The following is a 22,168-nucleotide window of genomic DNA, read 5'->3' as shown; positions in this document are numbered from 1 at the left end:
TGAAGGCGGGGCACACCGACGGACGGGCGACGATTTGACGGAGGACGAAGCGCACCGACGGATTGGAGACGATTTGACGGAGGACGAAGCGCACCGACGGACGGGCGGCGATTGACGGAAGGCGTGGACGGACGGGCGACGATTGACGGAAGGCGTGGACGGTCTCAAGCGGAAACGACTCCGTCGTCCCTGTCTAAGGACCGATACTGTTTCGCGGTGAAATCAAAAAACAGCCGGACAAGGATGTTCCTTGCCCGGCTGCTTTTCGTTCCGGCTCCCGCCGTGGACAGCGGAGACGAGCCGAAAGCGACACGTTTCGGGAGTGTCGGTCAAACAACAGGCGTTCCGTGCCGACGTCAGCAAATTTTGTCTTTCTGCCAGCGGATCGATTCGTCGAATTCGGTAACGGCAAGCCGCTCTTTCTGCCAGTAATACTGCAGCTCCGGCCGCTGCCACCCCTCGTAGAGATCCGCCCAGGAGAACGGGCCGTGCGGCAGCAGCGATGTGCGGTCGACCGGTCCGGATGCCGGCTGATATCTCATGTCGCAAGACAGCCGGATGCGGCGGGGCGTCAAGTTGGGCAGCGCCTTGTGTACGGTCAGGCTGTGGAAGGTGATGATATCACCCGCCTCGTAATCGCCTTCCGCCCATTCGTAGCCGAGCCCGCATAAAATCGATTCAAGGCCGCCCGCGCCAGGATGGGCCGTAACCCCGAGCAAGCCCGCCTTATGGCTGCCGGCCAGCACCTTCAGCCCTCCCAGCGATCTCGGCACGTCGCCGAGCGGAATCCAGCACGTCCACGTCTCGGTCGTCCCTTGAATATGAAGATAATCCTGATGCGACGGCGTGACGTGCGTGTTGCGGTGCGGCAGCATAAGCCGGGCGATGTTGCGCGGATGGACGAACGGACGCTCGTCGAACAGCATCTCGTACAGCGCCAGCAAGCGCGGCTCGTGAGCAAGTGCGTGAAACGCTTCCAGCTTCTGTGTCTTGCGGTACAGCTCGAACGGTACGCCGACGCCGTTCCAGTTGGCGTCCGTCTCGTCCAGCCGGTGAACCGCCCTGACATTCGCGATGCCGTCGATCCGCTTTCTGCCACGATGCAGCAACCCGGCCTCATCCAGGATGGCCAGCATTTGGTCCCGAACGTCCATAATCTTGTTGCGATCGATAAACCGTTTGAAGAACAGGTATCCGTCTTCTTCCGCTTTCGCCCGAAGCCGGTCCGGGTCGGCCAACAGCGGAGTCGCATCCTCGAAGGCCAGGGTCGACGGTTTGCGGGCGGCATCCTCATCCTCGAAGGCCAGAGTCGACGGTTTGCGGGCGGCATCCTCATCCTCGAAGGCCAGAGTCGACGGTTGGCGGGCGGCATCCGCAGCCGGCGAAAGCGGATCGGCCGATTCGATGCCGGAAACGGGAGCAGACGCAAAAGCGGGCGAAGCGGCGTCCGACGATCCCGACGGCCGTAAACCGGAATCGTCCGGCGCAGGACGGCGAAGCACATCCATGCTCGCACACCTCCTTATCATTTATCCGTTGCCGTTCTTTCCACTCCAGTATATGCTTGACTTGAAAAGGAGTCTTTGCGCGTCATCGATGAAAATGTATCATTCGCCGACTATAACGGCATCTAGCTCTAGCGAAAGGACGGTGCCAAGCCGCATGCGCGAAGCGTCACGCCGATTGCCGTCGCTCCCCTGGCGGGATCTGGCGCCTGTCGTCGGCTATGCGAATCGGCTCGAATGCCGGCCGGGGGAAACGTTCGGCCCCCGCTGCATATCGGATTATCAGCTGCTCTATGTGGCGGAAGGCAAAGGCGAGGTCACGGTCCAGGAAACGGCGCGCCAATGCGAGGCAGGCGATCTGTTTTTCTACGGCCCCGGCGTTCCTCACCGGATTCGGGCCGACCGTAGAGACCCCTTCGTACTTTACGGGGTCCATTACCTTTGGCAAGGACCGTTGCCCGAGCCCGGCCGGCCTCCGCAAATCACCATTCGGCAGCTCGGCTCCGCCGAAAAGCTTCCCTATCGGGACAACCGCTTCTTGATTGGCGAAGACATGACGGGCGACTTGCTGCTGCTTGACGGCCACCGGCGCGTTCCGCCGAAGCGGTTCGAGCCGTTCTTCGCCAGGCTGGCCGAAGCGTGGCCGTCCCAGCGCGCTACTACGCCGCTGCTGCTTCGATCGCTATTGACGGAGTTGCTCGTCGAGCTGCACGCGAGCGCGGCAGGCGGGGACGGTGAAGGAGACGGCCCGCTCGTGCAGCGGCTGGCCGAGCGGCTGAGGCGCCACGCGGCGGAACGGTATGACCGGGATTGGTTGTCGTCCTGGACGTCCTATCACCCCGATTATATATCCCGTTTATTCCGCAGCCGGATGCGGCAAACGCCGTACGCGTATTTCATGTCTTGCAAGCTGGAACTGGCGCGGGAAGCGCTTGCGCATACCGGAGAACCGCTGGCCGCAATGGCCGAGCGGCTCCGCTTCTCTTCCGTCCATGCGTTCACGCGCTGGTTCGTCCGCCAAACCGGCATGCCGCCAGGACGCTTTCGCCGCGCGAGCCGCACGATCTGAGCGCAGCCGGAAGGAACAGCGGCAAGGTCAGAGGACGATACGGGCCGGTCCTTGCCGAAGTCCAAAGCCGCAGCAGCCCAGGCCGATTGCGCCATCGCTGTGCCGGGACGATATCGGCCAGCCGCAGCATATCGAGAACACTTCGACACCGCCTTCGGATTAAGGCCGGCCTCGTAAACAACGCGGCCATCGAGCGATGGCCGCGCAAACCGTTACGGCAGGACAATCTCCCGGCCGCACGCCCGGACGGCGATGCCGGAAGCGTCACCGTATAGTACCTGCACGTCGAACTCGTACTCGCCGCTATCCGGATTTTTCCGCTGCGAGCAGGTGCCCCAGGCACGACCTGTGCTCCAGAAGAAGCTGTAATCGTCCCCGCTCACGACCGGGTCGAACGACATCGTCTTGCGCGGCATATCGAAGCGGAATCCGCTAAGCGCGACGAGCAATCCCCAGCTCGCCATGGAGCGCGCGTAATGATTGCCGCATTCCACCTCGTTCCACGGATTGCGGCGGTACCCGTCATGCCGGTCGCGAACGGCTTTCACGATCGCGAGTCCCTCCTCGACGAATCCCTCGTAAATGAGATGGGTCGCCACTTGATATTCAATGCCGGTCCATACTTCATCCGAATAGACGAACGGGAGCTTCGGCCGCCCGCCGTTGGGCCACGAGCAGAGCAGCAGGCCTTGCTCGTCATTCAGCGCGTACGTGCGCTGGCAGTTGGCGTGATCGCCGAAATCCGTCCTGAAATTGTATTTGTAGACCGCACGGATCGCGCTCTTCACCTTGTCCTCAGGCAGCAAATAGCCGAGACCGTACAGATGAGCGAGCTGCTGTCCGAGCAGCTGGTCCGACAGACAACCAAGGCCGTGCTGATATTTGTAGGCATTGACGTCCTCCAGCCGCTGAACGTAATATTCGCCGTTCCACAACAGCTCGTCGAGCCGCTTCGCGCTCTGCTCGAAGACGGACGCATAGGTGCGCGCGATCTGCTCGTCGCCGAGATAGGAAGCCATCTCCTCGCCGGCCCGAAGCGCGCCCAGAAAGAATACGCCGGTCAACGGGTTCGGTCCGTAAAATTCAATGTCATACGTGTTATGCTGCATGCCGTCGAGCACCAGGTCGCCGTCGGTATCCCAGTGGATCAGCGCAAAGGCAAGCGTTTTCCGGACAGACGGCCACAATTGCCGGAGAAACGCGTCGTCCCCGGTCAGCTTCCATTCCCGGTAAACGCGCATGACGGCGCCCATCTGGCCATCGACGGCCGCCGGCGCCGGCCGGCCGTTCATTTGCCAAACGTTGTCAAATATGCCAAACGCCCGAAAATTCATCTTGCCGTCCTCGCCGACTTCCTCCAGAAATTCGGTTCGCCGCATGTTCTGCTCCAGCTCGGGAAACAAAAACGCGAGCGTCTGCGCATAGTTCCATACATGCGTGCAATTGCCTTCACAGCAGCCCGCGTTATCGAAACAGCCTTCATAGCCGAGAAAACGGCCATCCTGAAGCCGGAAGCAGGTCGTGCTCCGGAGAACCGTGATGTTGGCGGACAAGGCATCGAGGACGAAAGCCGGAAGCGAGCTTGCGAACAGCGCTTCGTGAAACCGTTTCGTATCCCGTTCCAGACGGAATCTGTTGCGGGCGAGATAGGAAGCGGCCGACCAGGAGCTGTCGAACTTGACGGCGTAGTAATTGCGGGTCAGCTCTTTGCCTTGCTCGCGTACGCGGACATGATCGTTCCAGCCGTTCAGCCGGTTCGGAAAATACCAGGACAGAATAAAATCGAACGTTTTCGTCTCCCCCGGCGCCAGCGTTTCATAAATGCCGATCGTTCCCGTATCGGTCTTCCCGTCTTCCGAAGGCGTCTCATAGCCGAGATCGGTCAGCCGCCCGTCCTCCTTGAAATCGTCCCAAAATTCCTGTAAAAAATCGTACCAGGCGCCGCGCAGCCACGCGCGCTTGCAGGTGATGTTCGGGCTGACCGCGATCAGCGACATATTGCCGTAATCGGCGTCTTCCGGCGCAAACTTGCCGCTGCCGAAAAACAAACCGGCGAACGCTTCCTCGCGGCGGAAGACGTTCTCGTTTTGTCCGCTGTTGGACAAAGCCATATTGCCGAACGGATCGTACTTGACGCCCCCGACCGGATTGATCATCGACCCGGCAATCGTCACATCGACGGAACCGCTGGTCGGGTTCGTGACGCGGTACGTCAAATAGGCGCCCGGAATGCTGGAATCGTCGACGTTCAGCGGAATAAGCGGCGTATAGGCTTCCAGGCTGACCGCAACCGGCAAGTCCTCGTCTTCGAAATCGATCCGGACAAGCGGGTATTCGCCGCGCATCGCCGACTTGTGCAGGCGCGGAAGTCCGGCCGCCGTATTCGGATGATAGCCGTGGGACCTATGGTAAGGCGGAGACAATCGGGATTCCAGCACTTTGGCGACCGGGTCGCGCCCTTCCTGTCCGGCCCAAATGGCAAAAAACGTGTTCGGCAGAAAGACCCCCTTGCCCGGACGATTGAATATTTCCCAATCCCGCAGTTCCCCCCTGCTGCCGAGCGAAACGTTGCCCGTACCGATGCCGCCGAGCAAAAAGGCAGTTTCCCTGGCATCGCCTGCGAATGACCGCTGCGCGGCGGAACGCTGCCGCTGCGCGATGGAACGAACCATCTTTCGACGCCTCCCTTTCTTCTCCGTTTTCTCCTTCCGTTCACGTGCACGAACGCTGGTTTTACGACTTCATTGTAGCAGCGGAAGGGGCGTTTGTAAACGTTTACCAACGAATATGGAGAAAGATTTTTCCCGATCGTTCACGTGAACGGTTGACCTCGCTCCGATTCTGTAATACGATCGCGGTGACAGCGACAGACAAAAACGAAGGACGGGTTTGACGTTGATGAAGGTTACGAGCAAACAAATCGCGGAAATTTGCGGCGTGACTCGGGGAACGGTCGATCGCGCGCTTCATAACCGTCCGGGCATCCACGCGGCGACGCGCGACAAAATATTGAAGGTGGCCGCCGAGCTCGGCTACCGCCCCCACTTTCTGGCCCAAAGCCTCGTGAAAGGCCGGACGAAGACGCTCGGCGTCATTTTGTTCGATATTCATAACCGCATTTTTGCGCAGCTCTACCATTCCTTTGAGGCGGAAGCGAGAAGGCGCGGATATGTCGTTTATTTGGTGCTGTCGAACAAAGACAAGGAATTGGAGATTCAATACATCAACAGCCTGCTGGACCGTCAAGTGGATGGCATCGCGATCACGCCGGTCAATTTCGGAACCGAATTTGCATCGCTGCTCGCAAAGGCGCAAGCGCCGGTGGTGACGTTCGGCAACCGGGTATCCGCCGATATCCCTTTCGTCTGGATCGACGACAGACAGGCGATCGCGGAGTCCGTCAGGCATATTTATGCGAAAGGCTACCGCAGCCTGATCTATGTGAGCCCTCCGCTGCGGCTCAAGGGGAAGCAAAACATCGGCACTCCGGAGCAGCGGCATCTGGGACTTCTGGACGCATGCGGGGAGCTCGGGGATCTTCGCGCGACCGTCGTAACCGATCGGGATTTCGTTCCCGCGGTCGTCCGCGCGCTGGAAGAGACGGAGGGGAAGCCGGCTGTTCTGTGCAGCAGCGACGTCTATGCGCTGGAGATTGTGCGCGAATTCAAGCAGCGGAACATCCGCGTGCCCGGGCAAGCCGGCGTAATGGGCTTCGACAATATCGATACGCTGCAATATGTCGATCCCCCGCTTGCTACGGTGGATTACAACGTCGACGAAATCGGCAGGCTCGCGGCGGAGCTGCTGATCCGGCGGATCGAGGGGCAGGTCATCCCGCCAAGGACGAATGTGCCCCATCGAATTGTAGACCGCGAGTCCCTGTGAGCCGGCCAAGACAACGATTGCGTCCATCAGCCGATCTCCCGGCCATGCGAAAGCGGAAAATGCGTCCGGCGCGGCGGCGTGCCGAGAAGCCCAACGTCCGTACCAAGGAATCCGGCACACGTTCCGAGGAGTCCGGCGGCCGTACCAAGGAACCCGGCGCACGCTCCGAGGAGCGCTATCCGCCGAATCCTTCGAGAACGGCCCCCTTGACGAAGAAGCGGCCGATGTTCTTCTCGACCTGCGGATCGGGAACGAGCGGCGGCGCATGATGCGGCTTCGCGCGCGCGTCGATAATGACGTTGTCGCAGCACCAGTGCTTGTTTTCGTAATAGCTGTTTACGCCGTAAATATCATGGGAAGGGTTGCTCCGCGTAAACGTCGCCCACAAAAAATTCGACATGGAACGGCTTAAAAATTCGCTGTCGTCGCACAGCACGATCATCGGGCAGCTATCAAGCGGCCCTTTCCCGCGAATCGCCTCGCACAGCTCGTCCAGCTCCTTATGGGCGGCAGCGTAATCCGTAAAGGCGGGACCCTGGATCGCCACAACGCCCGGCATGACGAGCCGCGCTCCGCCGAAACCCCGTAGCCCGTCCAGCGCCTCGGGCGGCTCGGTGCACAGCTCCCGCTTCTTGTCGCCGTACGCGGCGAACACGACTTTGCTGCCGCTGTTAAGTCCCGTGCCGGAATAATCGAGCGTGTCGATCGTCGTATTCGTGTAAAATGAATGTCCCGGCGCAGGTCGATCCGCTCCAATATATAGGTCAGAAATTCGGTTTCCCGATGCGTATCCAGAGGCCGCTCGTCCTCCGCCGTAATGAATAAATATTTGGCCAGGCTGAGCTGCCCCGTACCCAGAATCCGGTTGGCGATCGTCAGCAGCTCGGCCGGCTGCTTCACGGGCAAGTAAGGCGTGTAGCGTTCGCTGCCGATCGCCAGCAGAAGCGGATGGACGCCCGCCGCGTCCACGGCGTGCACTTCCTTGACGCCCGGGATTTCCTGCTTGATCGCATCGCCCGTCAGCTCGTGAATAATCGCCCCGAACGCGGTATCCTCCTGAGGCGGCCGGCGACGACGGTAAACGGCCATATGGCGTCAGGCTTGGCGTATACTTTATGCACCCGCATGACCGGGAACGGATGAATCAGGCTGTAATAGCCCAGATGATCGCCGAATGGCCCTTCCGGCTTCGTCTCGCCCGGATACACTTCCCCCGTAATGACGAAATCGGCGTCGCGGCTGATGCAATAGCCGTCGGCATAGCTGTAGCGGAAGCGGCGGCCGGACAGCAGGCCGGCAAACATCGTCTCGCTCAAGCCTTCCGGCAGCGGCATGACGGCCGACAGCGTATGCGCCGGGGGGCCGCCGACGAAGACGCTCACTTTGAGCGGAGCGCCCTTGCGTCTCGCTTTTTCCTGGTGGATGCCGATTCCCCGATGAATTTGATAGTGCAAGCCGATTTCTTTGTCCTGCACATATTCGTTTCCGCTTAACTGGACGCGGTACATCCCGACATTGGCTTTCATGATGCCCGGCTTGTCCGGGTCCTCGGTATACACCTGGGGAAGGGTGATGAAGGCGCCGCCGTCATCCGGCCAATGATGAATTTGCGGCAGATCGGAAATCCGGATTTCCCGGTGCGGCAATTTGCCGTTCGTTTTCATGGGCAAAGCGTTCAAGGCCGCGAGCCCGGCTCCGACATGGCGGAAAGGCTGCTTTAACGCTTTGAACGGGTCGTTCCGCAGCGCAATGACGCTGCGCGCGGCGTCCCACGTTCGGCGGAACAGAAATTTGCTGCGCTCGACGGTGCCGAACAGATTCGATACCGCCCGGTATTTCGAGCCTTTTACGTTTTCGAACAGCAGGGCGGGGCCGCCGGCCGCCTGGACCTTCAAATGGATCGCGGCCATTTCCAGATAAGGGTCCACTTCCTCGCGAATGCGGATTAAATGCCCGTGTTTCTCCAAATCGATGATGCATTGTTCCAGATTGCGGTACATCGGTATCAACGGCTCCTTTGTCATATTCCGCTTTCATTATACCAGAGGGAGAGGTCCGTTTCCCAAGCCGTTTCCGGCGCACCGGCAAAAGCCCTGACGGTGCTCGCCCAAGAGCTCCGTCAGGGCTTTCCATTATGGCGTCATGCCGGCGGCCGCCGCAAGCGGCGAAGGCCGCGTCGCGGACCGCGTGACGCTGCCGCTCAGTCCGTCCGGGATGCGGATGTCGAGCTCCACATCGTCGGGCGCGGATACGTGCAGCTCCATCCGGCCGCCGTCGATGCGCCAGCTCACTTCGATCCGGCCGCCTTGCGGCAGCGGAACGGCGCCGCGCGCCCACTGCAAGCCGCAAGGCTCGGGCGCGACGGCCGCCCGCTTCCAGCCGTCATCGAGACGCCGGATGCCGAGGACGACGGCGCCGAGGAAGTAGCCCGGCGCCGCCGACCAGGCGTGGCAATGGCTGCGGGTTAGCTGGTTCGGATTGGCGCGGTTTTCCGAGAAGTTCGGGTACATCTCCCAGCAGGTGGTCGCGCCGTTTTCGATCATCATCCCGTAGCTGTGGCGAATGTCCGCAATCATACGATCGTATTGGCCGGAACGGACGAGCGCTTCGTAGTAGAAGAACGACATGAACGGGCTGCCGATCTGCACGAAGGATGCCGGCGGCGCGACGAGATAGCCTTCCAGCCGCTCCTTGCGCTTCCCTTCGGCGATATCGCACAAATAGGCGACGACCTGGGTTTGCATGCTGAAGGTAGCCGAACGTCTGCCGTCCGCATGAATGCAGTCGATATAGGCCTGCCGCTCCTCATCCCACAGCTGGCCGTCGATCGCCTTCCGCAGCGCGTCCGCCCGCTCGGCAAGCGGCGCCGCTTCCTGCGGCACGCCCGCCGCGGCGGCCAGCCCGGCCGCGTCGCGCAGCGCCTTCGCCAGAAACATGTTCTGGTGCGTGACGATGCCGTCGTTCGGCTGATCGATCGGCGCCCAGTCGAGCAGATTCCAGCCTTTTATATCGAGCAGGCCGCGCTCGCCGACATGCCGCAAATAATGCGTCAGCGTATGCCGCACCGCCGGCCAGATGCGCGCGGCGAACGCGCGGTCGCCGGTATGCGCCGCATATTCCGCGCAGGCGGTTACCCAGAAGAACGTCCAGTTCGGAATGACGCTGTTCCAGGCGCTCGGCACCTGGTCGACATAAAGCGGCGTCATCTCTCCCGAGCCCGGCACGAGGTTCAGGCACCGCTTTACGATATCGAGCGCTCCGAATACGTAGTAATTGACAAGCGCCTCGTTGCGGCTGTCGCCGACCCAGAACACCTGCTCATACGACGGGCAATCGACGAACGTGTCCTCCATGCACAATAGCGTCGTATGGCGGCTGATTTCCCAGATGTCGTTCAGCAAAGCGTCCGAGCAGCGAAAATAACCGTTTTGCGCCACCGGATACGCGCTCTGGTTGACGAATACCCGATGCAGCCGCACCGGCGCAGACGCCTGCCGGATCGTCACGACGAGGTAGCGGAACCCGCGCCTGACCGGCGATATATATTGCTGACGGCCGCCTCGGCAGATGTAGCGGATCGTATTGTCGAGCCCGTACGTATGCTGCCGGTAGTCGTCCTTCATATATTCCAGGCCGTACAGATCGATGACCGTCCCTTCCGGCGCCTCCGCCTCGAAGCCGATAAAGCCGCTCCATTCCTTGCCGAAATCGATCACGAGCTCGGTGTCCATGCCGTCGAAGCGCGGCACGACGGCCGGCTCCGGCGACGCCTGGACGCAGCGGTCGAGCTCCGGCGGCACCGCGTAGGACACGGCGGCCGTCCGCCATACGTTCGAGCCGAACACATCGTCCTCGCTGTACATCCCGCCCGGCAGCGGCCGGACCCATTCGCGGAACGATTCCAGATCCCGTTCGTGCTTTATGCCCTTCGCCCGTACATAGTCCGGCTGTTCCAGATCGAGCGGTTCGACGCCCTGATGATCGATGTCGATCGTATAGTGGAACGGGCCGACGATGGCGAACGGCGTATCGTTGCCGGCCGCTGCGGCCGCAGGGGAGCGCAAGACGAATTCGCTCCCGCTGTCTGCCGCGATATGAAAGCTTCCGCCGTGATCGCCGCCGGATACGTCAATCAGCACGAAATGATCGCCCGCCGCCAGTTCGAGATCGCAGTATCGCTCGGGCTGATCGCCATACCAGCCTCCGCAGAGCCGACCGTCCACCCAGACGCTCGACACGCGCCCGTTCGGAAAGCCAAGCGTCAGCTTGCCGCTTTCGCGCATCGTCAGCACCGTTGCGAGAAATCCGGCATATTTGACGCGGTCGGCGTGATCGGCGCTGTCCGGCAGCATCCCGTTGCGCACATCGAGCGCAGCGGCCCATTTCGGCGGCTTCACCGCCTGAAGCGACGCGACGCGCGAAGGATAGACCGTTTCCTCGGTCAAAAACGGGATGTCGCGCGGGACAAGCTTCTTCCACGGGCCGCTTCCGACCGGTCCGACGATGTTCGCGAGCGGCCAGTCCGCATCGTCATAGTCCGCTTCCGTCCACCGTTCGTCCCATTTTCGCGCGTCGTAAATATCGGCAAACCCTTGCTGGCAAGACATGCGCGGGGACCGCGGGTCCTGCGCCGCCAGCCTGGACGTCCGCCACGAGCCGTCGGTCGCCGCCAGCGTCCCCGTCCTGCCCCCGCCTTCGAGCTCGGCCAGCAGCCCGCCCCGGCCGCGAATATAGTAGAAGTTGGCCACGCCGAAATGAAGGACAAGCACGGCGATCGCATTCGTCCGTCCCGGCTTGAGCAGGCGGCCGATATCGTACGTGTCGTAAAACTGCTCGGCGGGCCAGGACCGCACCGGACCGCGTCCGGCACGCTCGCCGTTCACGAACAGCACGTATCGGGAATCCGCGCTGATATGCAGCCGGGCGCCGTTCTCGCCTCCCTCCGGCACATGAAACGTTTTGCGGAAGCAGCGCCATTCGTTGCGCGGGCTTACCTCCTCTCCGCCCCAAATCCATTGCGCCGACCATTGCCTTCCGGCCATTGAGCACACTCCTTCCGATTGTCTGAATGGTACGCTTTGCTTCTCATTCTACTTGTTCCCTGCGGCAGAAAAAGCGGCGATTGCGACAACGAAGGATGGCAAATCGGACAAATCGGTTTACCCGAAGCGGATTCGCTTATATAATCATGGAAAGCGCTATGATAGAGAATGGAGAAACGCCAGAATGATCAACAGACCGATCCGGCTTACGCCGGGCACGCTGTTTTTCGAGGAACGGCTGCCGCTGTTCGTTAACCGCGTCAGCGAATCGTTCTCGCTGCAGGAGCATCGCCATGATTTCGTCGAGCTGTCGTATGTCGACGAAGGCTCCGGGTTTCATTACGTAAACGGCGACGTGCTGCCGGTCGCGAAATCCGATCTGTTCATACTGCCGATCGGCGTCTCGCATGTGTTTCGCCCGGCCGACGCCGGCGCGAACCGCTCGCTCGTCGTTTACAATTGCCTGTTCAAGCCTGAGCCGTTGGCCGCCGATCTGCGCGATTTTCCCGGCACGGGCGGGCTGCGCGAGACGCTGGCGGCGCTCCAGCTGCTGCCCGGCGACGCCGGAAGCTGGAGGCGCATCCGCGACCGCGACGGCCGGCTCGGCGAGTGGTTCCGCGCCATGCACCTGGAATACGAGCGGCGCGCGCCCGGACGCGTCGCCCTGCTCTATGCCAAGTTCGTCGAGCTGATCGTCCTGCTCGAGCGGGCGCACACTGCCGGTCCCGGCACGGAAACGGCGGCACAGGAACGCGATTCTCTCGCCGGCATCGTTCGCCGGATCGAACGCCGCTTCGCCGAACCGCTGCATGCCGGACGTCTCGCGGAAGAACTGAATATGAGCGAACGGCATTTTCACCGGCTGTTCAAACGGTATACCGGCTCCACCTTCAACGCCTACGTGCAGAACCGCCGCATCGATAAAAGCTGCGAGCTGCTCGCGTCCACCCGGATGCCGGTTCAGGACGTCGGACCGGCGGTCGGATACCAGGACAAGTCGTTCTTTCTCCAGCTGTTCAAGCGGAAGACGGGAATGACGCCGCGGGAATACCGAAGGTTGAAAAACAACGAAGCCGCCGATGCCGGGCAACCGAAAGCCGATGCCGAACCGAAGACCGATGCCGAACCGAAGGCCGATACCGAACCCAAGTCCGATGCCGGACAACCGAAGGAGGTGTCTCCATGATTATTCGCGAGCGGAACGATGCGTTCGTCATGATCGCCCAGCACGATCACGGACGCTTGTCCGGCGATTTCGCCAGCCGCTGGAAGCCGGAGGCGTGGGCAGGGGACGAGCGGCGGGAGGACGTCGTATTTGCCGCCTACGAGCATGACCGGTGCTGGCTCGATCTGGACGATATTCCGATCTGGAACGACGGCGACCGGGCGCCCTATCACTTTATCGATTACCCGATCCGTCCCAAGCTCATCTGCTACGGCAAAGGCATCGACGGGATCAAAGCGCGCAGACCTTATGCCGGATTGCTGACGAGCCTGCATTTTTCCGCCCTTCTCGCGCCGGAGCAGCACCCCGCCGTACGGGAATATCTCGAAGCGCGGTTCAGGCTGGAGGAGCAATGGAAGCGCGAACTCGGGCTGACGGACGAAACGGCGCTGGAGACGCTTGACTTTCACCTGCGCGTGCTGCAATTTTGCGATCATCTGTCGCTGTATGTCTGCCTGAACGAACCGGGCTCGCCCAAGGACGAGGAGATGCCCTGGTATCGGGACGGCATCCCCGGCTCGGAGCGCTTTCCGTTCAGCGGAGGGCGAACGATTGTCCCGCGCTGGCAGGACGCCGGCACGATTGCGATCGCGGAATTTCCGTTCGACGGCGTCTTCCGGGTCGGCTTGCGCGGCAAGACGGTGACGAAAGCGGCGATTCAGGCATACGGCCTGGCCAAAGCCTATGACAGCGCGCCGTTCGAGCAATGGCTATTCGCGATTACGCCGGGGTAACCCGGTACGAAGCGGGACGGTTCTTGCGGGCGGCCGCCTCAGCCTTACAGCCGCGCTCGAACCTCGTACCGGTATTTCAGCGGCGTCGTGCCGACATGCCGTTTGAACAGCCGGACAAAATAAGAAGGATTCGGCAGGCCGACTTCGCCGCCGATCCGCTCGACGGGCAGCGAAGTCGTCTGCAGCAGCCGGCACGCCTGCTTGATCCGCCGCGCGGTCAAATAATCGGTAATGCTGCTGCCGGTTTCCTCACGGAAGATGCGCGAGACGTAAAATTTGGACAGATGCAGCCCGTCCGCCAGCTTGTCGAGGCGAAACTCTTCCGCGTAATGCGCCTCGATCCAGCGCATGACCGATTCTGCATAGCGGAACGGCCGCTGCGGGCCGTCCGCATCCGTACGTGCCGCCCCGGCCTCCCGGCGCGCGCCGAGGACGCTTACGATCGCGTTCAGGAGCTGCAGCAGCAGCAGCGACGCTTCCTCGTATGATTCCCCGTGGCCGGAAGCAGCCGCCCGGCCGTATATCCGGCATACCTCCTCGGCATAACCGATTCTGTCGCCCAGATCGAAGGCGTATTCCTCCCGCTGCCCCCGGCACATGCTGTCCAGCAAGCCGCGGCGCGCCGGAAATCCGCTCAGGCTGTCCCCCATCAGCTCATGATCGAAATGAAAGACCGAGCGGATGTAAGGGCATTCCGGACTGACATGGGCAAACACGTGGTGGAGCTGAAACGGCGGAAAAAGAACAGCATCCCTCTCCGAATTTCGTATGCATGGCGGCCGACGACAACGCTTCCGCGTCCTTCGTGCACGAGCAGCATTTCGGCGCATTGATGCCAGTGGTAATAACCGGAGAAATCGGCCTCCGTGCGCTGGCGGCCGTTCCACATGACGGGCTTTCCTTCCAGCTTCATCGGTTCGAACAGCGGGTTCATGACGCCTCCAGAGATGTAACCGTTTTATATTTTTTACTGTAAACGGCAAATGACAACAGCGCAACATTTTCGGGCATTATACTGCCACTTTTTCCGGACAGGACGGCATATAATCGAGAAAAAGCAGCACAGGAGGCGTCGGGAATGGATGCAGCGTACAAAGCGGACATCATGAAACGGCTGGAAGCAAAGGTTGAGCGGATGATCGGACAAATCGGCCCCAAATCGCCCCATCGCGCCGGAGCGGACGGCAAGTACGACGATGCGGACACGAGCTGGTGGACGTCCGGATTTTGGCCGGGCATGCTGTGGGTAATGTACGACGTAACCGGCCGGAATCCGTTCAGGCAAGCGGCCTGGCGGTGGGACGAGGAGCTCGAACGGTGGTTTGCGCGGGACGGCGAGTTTCTGCATCATGATGTCGGCTTTCAGTTTCTGTCGACAGCCGTTCTCAAATATAAAATAACGGGCGACGCCGACGGCCGGCGCAGAGGATTGCGGGCCGCGGATTATCTTGCCTCCCGTTTCAACCCCGCCGGCCAATTCATTCGCGCCTGGAACGGCGATATGGCCGGCTGGGCCATCATCGACTGCATGATGAACCTGTCGCTGCTCTTCTGGGCCAGCGAGGAGACGGGAGACCCGAGATACCGGCATATTGCGGTCCGCCATGCGGAAACGGCGATCCGCCACAGCGTGCGCGAGGACGGGTCGGTCAACCATATCGTGTCGTTCGACCCGGAGACCGGAGCGTTTATCGAAGCGCTCGGAGGGCAAGGGCTCGCGCCGGATTCGTCCTGGAGCCGCGGCACCGCATGGGCGTTGTACGGATTCGCGAACACGTACCGGCATACCGGCGATGAACGGTTTCTGACGACGGCCAAGCGGATCGCCCATTATTTCGTTGCCGCGCTGCCCGAAGACGGCGTGCCGTACTGGGATTTTCGGCTCGAATCGCTCGAGGGCGAGCCGCGCGACAGCTCCGCCGCCGCCATCGCCGCCTCCGGCCTGCTGGAAATCGCCGAAGCCGTGCCCGCCGGAGAAAAAGGCTGTATGCCGACGCGGCCGAACGGATACTGGCATCGCTAACGGAGCGCTATGCGACCTGGGATCGGCCGGAGCATGAAGCGATTCTGCTCCATGGAACCGGCCACAAGCCGGGAAACGCCAATATCGACGTCTCCCTTATATACGGCGATTACTTCTACGCCGAAGCGTTCGCCAAGCTGAACGGCTGGAAACGCCGGGTGTACTGACACCCGGCGTTTCCTTGTCCGTTCCCGGTTATGGCTCATGCATCCGGCGCGCAGCTTTATGACGACAGCGGCGGACGGCTCCCGGCCTTGTCCGTCCTTGTCCGGTCGTGAGCGAAAAACCGGCGGTTACAGCTTGACTTTGCGGTCCAGCATATAGAGGATCGCATAATACAGCGCAGCCACGATGGCCAACTCGAACAGCAGCAGTCCCCAGTCGAAAGAAGTGTTGGCTTTGGATATGGCGCCGCTGACGATCGCGCCTTCGTTGATTTCAATGCTGACAATTCCCCACGAACTGTCATCCTTCGTTTGCGGGAACAACAACGCTTCGATCCAAACGATCAGCGCGAACAGCGCAATGAAAGCGGCGATGCCCATGAATGTCCCGCCCTTTCCGTCAATCGTCCGGGCAACCGTAATGGCCATAAAAACGGCAACGGTAATAAAAAGCAGCCCCCATAAAAAATTAAATGTCATCGCGGCGGAATCCCAAAATCCGATTTGCCCGACAAACTGCCGGAGCATCGAAAACAACGTGTCCTTCACGTCGAAAATGAGGGAAAACAGCGTATCGAACAGCACGAACATCGCGCCGAGCGCCAGATAGCAGATCACGAGCAGCAAAAAGGGCGAAACCGGCAAGTACCAGGAGCCAAGCGGCAGCAGCCTTCTGCTGTACGATCGGATATTGCCGTTGTAAGTCTGGCACATCATCAGGTAGGCCAGAAAACCGAACAGGACGTAGATCACCATAATGCCGATGTAAAGGATCTGTCCGTCCCAATCCCTCCACCATCCGGCCAGCATCAGGGCGGCCTGCGCGAGGACCAGAATGGCGGCCCCCGCCAAAATCAGGTTCGCGTTGCGCTTGAAGTCGTATTTCAATAAGTTGATCATTCGGCATACACCTCTTTGAACAGATCGTCCACGCTTTTGTCATGATTCGTACGAATGGCGTCCACTTGCTCGTGCAGAATCAGCCGTCCGTTTTTGATCAGCAATACTTCGTCGAATATCCGCTCGATATCGCGGATCAGATGCGTCGAAACGATCAGGCCGCTGTCTTCGCTGTAAAACTGGATGATCGCATCCAAAATTTTCTCGCGCGCCACCGGATCGACGCCGCCGATCGGCTCGTCGAGCAAATAGAGCCTGGCATTGCGCGACAGCGCAAGCGTCAGCTGCAACCGCTCGTTCATTCCTTTGGACAGCGAGGTCACTTTGTCCCGCTCGTTCAATTGCATGAACGCGAGCATATCCCGCGCTTTCGCCAGATCGAAATCGGGATAGAAGTCGCGGTAAAAAGCGATAGCATCGCGCACGCGCATCCATGGTTCCGTCAGCGGCTTGTCGGGCATGAACGACGTGACGGCTTTCGACTTGACGCCGACCGGTTCGCCGCATACCCGCACCGTGCCGGATGACGGCTGGAGCAGGCCGGCCGCGATTTTCATCAGCGTCGTCTTGCCGCTTCCGTTGCTGCCGAGCAGGCCGATAATTTTTCCGGCTCCCACCTGCAGCGAAACGTCCTGCAGCGCTGTCTTCGAACCGTATCGTTTCGAAACGGACGAGAATTGCAAAATCGGATGGCTCATCTTATTTTCCCTCCCTGTCCGAACCCGATGCGACAGCTTCGGCGACGAGAGCGACAATATCCCGCTCCCCGAAACCAAGCTCCTTCATCCCCGACACGAATCGTTCCAACAATTGATCCGCCATTTCTTTTCTCATTCGCATCATCATCGACTCCTCTTCCGTCACATACCGCCCCAAGCCGCGCCTCGTCACGACAACCCCTTCGCGTTCCAGTTCCTGAAACGTCCGTTGTATCGTGTTCGGATTAATCTGCAGCTCTGCCGCCAATTCCCGAACCGATTCGATCTTGTCGCCAGGCTTCAGCTTGCCGGCTACGATCTGCTTCTTGATGTAATTCATCACTTGCAAATAAATCGGCAAATTATTGTCGAATTCAATCGTCACAGCCAAAACCCGCCTTTCGCTTTTTGCCTAGCGTTTCAAGCCTTGCCAGACGCCCGTCGAACCGCGGCCGACCGGGCACGCCGAGAGGACGCCGTCCGAACGCAGGCATTGCGGAGCAGCATCATCGTCTTCGTCTTCGTCTCAATTGTCATATCGCACCTCGCATGTATTAGTGTCATAGTTAAATAGTACACTAATAGTGAGGTGCTGTAAAGCCCGAACTTGCTGTCCGACTATTTCATTTTCGAAAAAACCGGCTTGATTATGTAATGCTATAATATATTCTCAAATTTCATTTACTTCATTCCGCGTTTCAAGTAGTATTAAAACATATCATATTAAGCGAAACGAGGGTGAATAGATGGCTAAAAAGACGATTCATGTCGTATCGCATACCCACTGGGACCGCGAATGGTATATGCCTTTCGAGGCGCACCACGTTCGCCTGCTGAAGACGATGGACACCCTGCTCGACCTTTTCGAGCAAGATCCCGAATACCGCAGCTTCTATCTGGACGGACAGACGATCGTACTCGAAGACTATTTGCAGGTTTATCCGGAGAAACGCGACAAGCTGATCGAGCTGGCGAAGGAAGGCAAAATTTCTGCGGGACCGTGGTACGTCCTCCAGGACGAATTTCTGACGAGCGGCGAAGCGAACATCCGCAACTTGCAGGTCGGACACCGCGACGCCAGGCCGTTCGGCGCCGTGTCCAAAATCGGATATTTTCCGGATTCGTTCGGCAATATGGGACAGGCGCCCCAGCTGCTCCGGCAGGCGGGCATCGATACGGCGATTTTCGGCAGGGGGGTCAAGGCGACCGGCTTCGACAACAAGGTCGAGGACGCGGCGGCGCAGGAATCTCCGTTCTCGGAGCTGAGATGGGTATCGCCTGACGGCTCGGAGGTGCTCGGCATTTTGTTTGCCAACTGGTACAGCAACGGCAATGAAATTCCCGTCGACAAGGAAGCGGCGAAAACGTTTTGGGACCGGGCCATTGCGGCTGCGGAGCGGTACGCCTCCACCTCCCATCTGCTGATGATGAACGGATGCGATCACCAGCCGCCGCAAACCGATCTGTCGGCCGCGCTGCGCACCGCTCGTGAGCTTTACCCGGATTATGAATTTATCCATTCCAATTTCGACGATTACATCAAGGCGGTGAAAGCGGAGCTGCCGCAGCAGCTAAGCGTAATCAAGGGCGAACTTAGAGGGCAGCATACGAACGGCTGGTATACGCTGGTGAACACCGCATCGGCCCGCGTATATATCAAGCAGAAAACCAGAAAAACCAGACGCTGCTCGAGAAAGTGGCCGAGCCGCTGGCCGCGCTCGCCCACCGGCACGGGCTGCCGTATCCTCACGCGGTCCTGACCTACGCCTGGAAAACGCTGATGCAGAACCACCCGCACGACAGCATTTGCGGCTGCAGCGTCGACGACGTATACCGGGAAATGACGACCCGTTTCGACAAAAGCATCCAGGTCGCCTCGTCCGTTGTCGAGGAAAGCGCGGCGTATTTGAACGGCCGGATCGACACTTCGGGCTTTGCGGCTATCCACCCGGACGCCGTCCCGTTCGTCGTCTACAATACGAGCGGCTATAAAGGCTCCGGCGTCGCCGACGTCGAATTGCGGATCGGCAGGCGATACTTCCGCGATGGCGGCAGTCCGGCCGACATTGCCGCGAGCGTGGAAAGCGCCACTTCGGCCGCAGGGCATATCGTGGATGCGGCGGGCCGCAAAATCGACGGCATGGTCGAGGATCTCGGCGTCCGGTTCGGCTACGATCTGCCGGACGACAAATTCAGGCAGCCTTATATGGCGCGATTCCTGCGGCTGACGTTCGAAACCGGCGAGCTGCCGGGGCTCGGCTATGCGGCATTCGCCTGGATTCCGCAGCAGGAAGCGGCGCAGGCTGCAGCTTCGTCGCTCGTCGCCGGACCGTCCGCGATGGAGAACGAATGGCTGAAGGTGACGATCGAACCGGACGGCGGCATTACGCTGCTGGACAAGCGAAGCGGCCAGACATATGCCGGCCTCGGCCATTACGAAGACGTCGGCGATATCGGCAACGAATATATATTCAAGCAGCCCGAAGGCGACGCGGCCATTACGACCGTCGCGCGGCCGCGAGATACGCCTGGTGGAAGATACGCCGTTCCGCGCTTCGTTCGAAGTGACGCATCGCCTGCCAATACCGGCGCAGGCCGACGACCTGCTGCAGCGCGAGGTGCAGACGATGGTGCCGTTCCTGAAGCGGAAAGCGGGCCGCAGCGGCGAGATGACGGAGCTGTCCATCGTGACGCGCATCAGCCTCGAGCGTTCCGGCCGAGGCGTCAAAATTCATGCGAAATACGTCAATACGGCCAAAGATCACCGGCTGCGGATGCTGTTCCCGTCCGGTGTCGCCGCCGACACCCATTTTGTCGATTCGGTGCTGGAAGTGGCGGAACGCGATACGACGCCCGCGCCGGAATGGGTCAATCCGAGCAATTGCCAGCATCAGCAGGCGTTCGTCGACGTGCATGCTTCCGGCCGGGGATTGACGATCGGCAACAAAGGATTGAACGAGTACGAGGTGCTGCGCGACGGACAGGGTACGATTGCCGTCACGCTGTTGCGCGCGGTCGGCGAGCTCGGCGATTGGGGCGTCTTCCCGACCCCGGAGGCGCAATGTCTCGGGCCGAACGAGGCGGAGCTGATCATTCTGCCGCATAACGGCAGCGACCGGTTCGACGCGTATACCGAAGCCTATCGTTTCCAGGTTCCGCTGACAGCCAGCCAAACCGACGTTCATGCCGGCACCCTGCCTCCCGTATGCGACATGCTGGAGTGGGAAGGGAAAGGACTTGCGTTCTCCAACCTCAAGGTGAACGAGGACCGCGGCGAGCTTGTCGCCCGCTGGTACAACATGTCCGATTCCCCCGTTGCCTTGCGCATTCGCCACGACGCCCTCGGATCGGGGCTTTATGCCAGCACGATCATGGAAGACCGGCGCGAGGACATCGCGACGGAAGACGGTGCCGGTAAGGTCGAATTGCGCGGTTTCGAAATTTTCACGGCCGGTTTCGACCGCTGATTGCGGTTGTAAATCGGACCTGTCCTTGCACCGGCTTTACAACCTTTAAAGCCCTCCAACCGGGTGTTGGAGGGCTTTGCTAATATTCCCGTTTCCGGGGAGGCGCCGACGACCGCCGCACGACAAGCTCGGTATTCATCGTAATCGTTTGCGGTTCGGCCGGTAGGCCGCCACTCGCGATTTGCTTCATGACAAGGCTCGCCGCCTTCGCGCCGATTCCCGCAAAATCCTGCTTGACCGAAGTGAGCGGCACGATGAAATGCTCGCCCGTTTTCAGATTATCGATGCCGGCGACCGACAACTCCTCGGGAACGCGTATCCCTCGCCGAAGCGCCGTCTCGATCAAATGCATCGCCGTCAAATCGTTAACGGCGACGACGGCCGTCGGCATTTCCGGCAGACGCAGCAGCTTCTCGAGCCGGGAAGCCGCACACGGATGGCCGGAATCCAAATGCTCGCTGCCGACGATCGGCGACGGGTCCTCGATCAGCCATTCGCGCTGCGGGACGATGCTGGCGTCGATCAGCGCTTTGCAGTATCCGCGATAGCGCTCCGCAACCGAGACGGCTTCGTGCAACGACGTGCAAAGAAAAGCGATCTTCCGATGTCCGAGACCGATCAGATGCGAGGTGACGGAGTAGCCCGCCTGGAAATTATCGGATACGACATTCGGCGCATCCAGTCCTTCGATCGTGCGGTCGATCAGCACAAATGGAAAACGGTTGATCAGCATGCTGCTGAAGACGTCGATATTTTTGCCGCTGCCGACCGGATACACGATCGCGCCGCTCAAATTGTCGCTCATAATTTTCCCGATCAGTTCCCTCTCGGTTCGCGCGTCGTAGTTCGTATTATGGTAGGTGACATAATACCCGCTGCCGGCGCAAGCTTCCTCCACACCGCGAAGAATTTCGTAGCCGAATTCCTCGTTGAAGGGCAGAAGCAAAGCGATGACCGGGATCGTCATGCCATCGGCCTTCGTCTCCTCCGGCGCGTCGGGCTCGGTGATGAAGGTGCCTTTCTTCTTGATGCGCTTTACAAATCCTTTGTACTCCAGATCCCGCAGCGCTCGGGAAACGGTAATGCGGCTCACCTTGTATTTGTCGACCAACTCGGCTTCCTTGGGGATTTTATCTCCCGGCTTCAGCTCGCCGCTGCGGATTCGTTCCATAATATCCTGAATGATCGCTTCGTACAGCTTTGTTTTTTGGCCAATTGATTTCCCCACTCCTTCGGGCTTTCCGGTTCGCGATATTGGAAAGACCTCGGCAGAGCTTTCCCATTAAAGTATAGCATATTATAAATGTTCGGATAGAACAAAGACAACAGGATGGCGTCCAGTGCCTTATTCGCTCGCGCCATCACCACCGGGTGCCTGATTGCGAACTCCGGTGCTTTATTTGCTCGCTCCACCTCCACGGCGGCTGTCATCCGGAAGATCGATAAAGAACAATGC

17 protein-coding genes and 3 pseudogenes are annotated in these 22,168 nt (G+C 60.1%); 8 read left to right on the top strand and 12 right to left on the bottom strand.

The genetic code is table 11. From position 1 onward, the window contains the following. Positions 1-356 precede the first annotated feature (356 nt). Positions 357-1,508, bottom strand: coding sequence for a phytanoyl-CoA dioxygenase family protein (locus PACILC2_RS00330; protein ID WP_213526714.1), 1,152 nt, complete (start codon positions 1,506-1,508; stop codon positions 357-359). A 154-nt stretch (positions 1,509-1,662) separates the two neighbouring features. Between PACILC2_RS00330 and PACILC2_RS00325 the strand changes: the two genes are divergently transcribed. After that, positions 1,663-2,574 carry an AraC family transcriptional regulator gene (locus PACILC2_RS00325; protein ID WP_213526711.1) on the top strand — a complete coding sequence of 304 codons (912 nt, stop codon included), beginning with the start codon at positions 1,663-1,665 and terminating at the stop codon, positions 2,572-2,574. Between the two features lie 212 nt (positions 2,575-2,786). Here PACILC2_RS00325 and PACILC2_RS00320 read toward each other — a convergent pair whose 3' ends face one another. Beyond that, entirely contained in the window at positions 2,787-5,246 is a 2,460-nt protein-coding gene (locus PACILC2_RS00320; RefSeq protein WP_213526709.1) for a GH116 family glycosyl-hydrolase, read from the bottom strand. 226 nt (positions 5,247-5,472) lie between these two features. Between PACILC2_RS00320 and PACILC2_RS00315 the strand changes: the two genes are divergently transcribed. Then, a complete protein-coding gene (locus PACILC2_RS00315) occupies positions 5,473-6,459 on the top strand; it encodes a LacI family DNA-binding transcriptional regulator (protein WP_235593414.1) in 987 nt (328 codons plus the stop codon). A gap of 175 nt (positions 6,460-6,634) precedes the next feature. Here the strand turns inward: PACILC2_RS00315 and PACILC2_RS00310 are convergent. Further along, positions 6,635-8,459, bottom strand: a pseudogene (locus tag PACILC2_RS00310) (UbiD family decarboxylase). Between the two features lie 132 nt (positions 8,460-8,591). Further along, positions 8,592-11,501: a family 78 glycoside hydrolase catalytic domain gene (locus PACILC2_RS00305; RefSeq protein WP_213526707.1), complete on the bottom strand. Its 2,910-nt coding sequence runs from the start codon at positions 11,499-11,501 to the stop codon at positions 8,592-8,594. 184 nt (positions 11,502-11,685) lie between these two features. Here PACILC2_RS00305 and PACILC2_RS00300 point away from each other — a divergent pair, with 184 nt between their 5' ends. Beyond that, positions 11,686-12,687 carry an AraC family transcriptional regulator gene (locus PACILC2_RS00300; protein WP_213526705.1) on the top strand — a complete coding sequence of 334 codons (1,002 nt, stop codon included), beginning with the start codon at positions 11,686-11,688 and terminating at the stop codon, positions 12,685-12,687. After that, on the top strand, positions 12,684-13,460 hold the full coding sequence (locus tag PACILC2_RS00295; RefSeq protein WP_213526703.1) for a DUF3891 family protein: 777 nt from the start codon (positions 12,684-12,686) through the stop codon (positions 13,458-13,460). Before PACILC2_RS00300 ends, PACILC2_RS00295 begins: the two co-directional genes overlap by 4 nt. A gap of 44 nt (positions 13,461-13,504) precedes the next feature. On the opposite strand, the gene PACILC2_RS00290 is transcribed toward PACILC2_RS00295, so the two are convergent. Both PACILC2_RS00290 and PACILC2_RS00285 read right to left on the bottom strand, forming a co-directional pair. After that, the gene (locus tag PACILC2_RS00290) at positions 13,505-14,110 is read right to left on the bottom strand and encodes a helix-turn-helix domain-containing protein (protein ID WP_213526701.1); all 606 of its coding nucleotides are present in this window, start codon (positions 14,108-14,110) and stop codon (positions 13,505-13,507) included. Next, the gene (locus PACILC2_RS00285; protein WP_213526699.1) at positions 14,110-14,394 is read right to left on the bottom strand and encodes an AraC family ligand binding domain-containing protein; all 285 of its coding nucleotides are present in this window, start codon (positions 14,392-14,394) and stop codon (positions 14,110-14,112) included. The genes PACILC2_RS00290 and PACILC2_RS00285 overlap by 1 nt, the downstream gene beginning before the upstream one ends. Positions 14,395-14,538: 144 nt before the next feature. Between PACILC2_RS00285 and PACILC2_RS00280 the strand changes: the two are divergent. After that, a pseudogene (locus PACILC2_RS00280) lies at positions 14,539-15,650 on the top strand (glycoside hydrolase family 88 protein). A gap of 126 nt (positions 15,651-15,776) precedes the next feature. On the opposite strand, the gene PACILC2_RS00275 reads toward PACILC2_RS00280, so the two are convergent. The 3 genes from PACILC2_RS00275 to PACILC2_RS00265 are packed head-to-tail and all read right to left on the bottom strand — an operon-like array spanning position 15,777 to position 17,630. Continuing rightward, entirely contained in the window at positions 15,777-16,547 is a 771-nt protein-coding gene (locus PACILC2_RS00275; RefSeq protein WP_062491283.1) for a hypothetical protein, read from the bottom strand. Beyond that, the gene (locus PACILC2_RS00270) at positions 16,544-17,245 is read right to left on the bottom strand and encodes an ABC transporter ATP-binding protein (RefSeq protein WP_213526697.1); all 702 of its coding nucleotides are present in this window, start codon (positions 17,243-17,245) and stop codon (positions 16,544-16,546) included. Before PACILC2_RS00270 ends, PACILC2_RS00275 begins: the two co-directional genes overlap by 4 nt. Position 17,246: 1 nt before the next feature. Beyond that, the gene (locus PACILC2_RS00265; RefSeq protein WP_062491279.1) at positions 17,247-17,630 is read right to left on the bottom strand and encodes a GntR family transcriptional regulator; all 384 of its coding nucleotides are present in this window, start codon (positions 17,628-17,630) and stop codon (positions 17,247-17,249) included. 361 nt (positions 17,631-17,991) lie between these two features. Between PACILC2_RS00265 and PACILC2_RS29700 the strand changes: the two genes are divergently transcribed. Both PACILC2_RS29700 and PACILC2_RS29695 read left to right on the top strand, forming a co-directional pair. Next, positions 17,992-19,005 (top strand): glycoside hydrolase family 38 N-terminal domain-containing protein, encoded by a 1,014-nt coding sequence (locus PACILC2_RS29700; protein WP_307860255.1) that lies wholly within the window; start codon positions 17,992-17,994, stop codon positions 19,003-19,005. Further along, positions 18,942-19,469: pseudogene (locus PACILC2_RS29695) on the top strand (alpha-mannosidase); the annotation flags it as partial. The gene PACILC2_RS29700 and the pseudogene PACILC2_RS29695, both read left to right, overlap by 64 nt. 35 nt (positions 19,470-19,504) lie before the next feature. On the opposite strand, the gene PACILC2_RS29690 reads toward PACILC2_RS29695, so the two are convergent. Further along, complete coding sequence (locus PACILC2_RS29690; RefSeq protein WP_307860254.1) at positions 19,505-19,645, bottom strand: hypothetical protein; 141 nt, start codon at positions 19,643-19,645, stop codon at positions 19,505-19,507. A 17-nt stretch (positions 19,646-19,662) separates the two neighbouring features. On the opposite strand from PACILC2_RS29690, the gene PACILC2_RS29685 reads away from it, so the two are divergent. Beyond that, positions 19,663-20,712 (top strand): glycosyl hydrolase-related protein, encoded by a 1,050-nt coding sequence (locus tag PACILC2_RS29685; protein ID WP_307860253.1) that lies wholly within the window; start codon positions 19,663-19,665, stop codon positions 20,710-20,712. Between the two features lie 79 nt (positions 20,713-20,791). Here the strand turns inward: PACILC2_RS29685 and PACILC2_RS00255 are convergent, their stop codons facing one another. Together PACILC2_RS00255 and PACILC2_RS00250 are read right to left on the bottom strand one after the other, a co-directional pair. Then, complete coding sequence (locus PACILC2_RS00255; protein ID WP_213526695.1) at positions 20,792-21,940, bottom strand: GntR family transcriptional regulator; 1,149 nt, start codon at positions 21,938-21,940, stop codon at positions 20,792-20,794. Continuing rightward, the coding region (locus PACILC2_RS00250; protein ID WP_213526693.1) for a hypothetical protein at positions 21,856-22,168 on the bottom strand (313 nt) is incomplete at its 5' end. The genes PACILC2_RS00255 and PACILC2_RS00250, both read right to left, overlap by 85 nt.

This window comes from Paenibacillus cisolokensis, assembly GCF_018403665.1.
Taxonomy (GTDB): domain Bacteria; phylum Bacillota; class Bacilli; order Paenibacillales; family Paenibacillaceae; genus Paenibacillus_AH; species Paenibacillus_AH cisolokensis.
Note: the sequence above shows the minus strand (reverse complement) of the source record. Positions and strands in the feature narration are given on the sequence as shown.

Excerpts from the sequence above, each read along its gene's own strand:
- PACILC2_RS00330 (WP_213526714.1), bottom strand. The coding sequence starts at position 1,508 with ATGGATGTGCTTCGCCGTCCTGCGCCGGACGATTCCGGTTTACGGCCG.
- PACILC2_RS00325 (WP_213526711.1), top strand. The coding sequence starts at position 1,663 with ATGCGCGAAGCGTCACGCCGATTGCCGTCGCTCCCCTGGCGGGATCTG.
- PACILC2_RS00320 (WP_213526709.1), bottom strand. The coding sequence starts at position 5,246 with ATGGTTCGTTCCATCGCGCAGCGGCAGCGTTCCGCCGCGCAGCGGTCA.
- PACILC2_RS00315 (WP_235593414.1), top strand. The coding sequence starts at position 5,473 with ATGAAGGTTACGAGCAAACAAATCGCGGAAATTTGCGGCGTGACTCGG.
- PACILC2_RS00305 (WP_213526707.1), bottom strand. The coding sequence starts at position 11,501 with ATGGCCGGAAGGCAATGGTCGGCGCAATGGATTTGGGGCGGAGAGGAG.
- PACILC2_RS00300 (WP_213526705.1), top strand. The coding sequence starts at position 11,686 with ATGATCAACAGACCGATCCGGCTTACGCCGGGCACGCTGTTTTTCGAG.
- PACILC2_RS00295 (WP_213526703.1), top strand. The coding sequence starts at position 12,684 with ATGATTATTCGCGAGCGGAACGATGCGTTCGTCATGATCGCCCAGCAC.
- PACILC2_RS00290 (WP_213526701.1), bottom strand. The coding sequence starts at position 14,110 with ATGGGGGACAGCCTGAGCGGATTTCCGGCGCGCCGCGGCTTGCTGGAC.
- PACILC2_RS00285 (WP_213526699.1), bottom strand. The coding sequence starts at position 14,394 with ATGAACCCGCTGTTCGAACCGATGAAGCTGGAAGGAAAGCCCGTCATG.
- PACILC2_RS00275 (WP_062491283.1), bottom strand. The coding sequence starts at position 16,547 with ATGATCAACTTATTGAAATACGACTTCAAGCGCAACGCGAACCTGATT.
- PACILC2_RS00270 (WP_213526697.1), bottom strand. The coding sequence starts at position 17,245 with ATGAGCCATCCGATTTTGCAATTCTCGTCCGTTTCGAAACGATACGGT.
- PACILC2_RS29700 (WP_307860255.1), top strand. The coding sequence starts at position 17,992 with ATGGCTAAAAAGACGATTCATGTCGTATCGCATACCCACTGGGACCGC.
- PACILC2_RS29685 (WP_307860253.1), top strand. The coding sequence starts at position 19,663 with ATGCCGGCCTCGGCCATTACGAAGACGTCGGCGATATCGGCAACGAAT.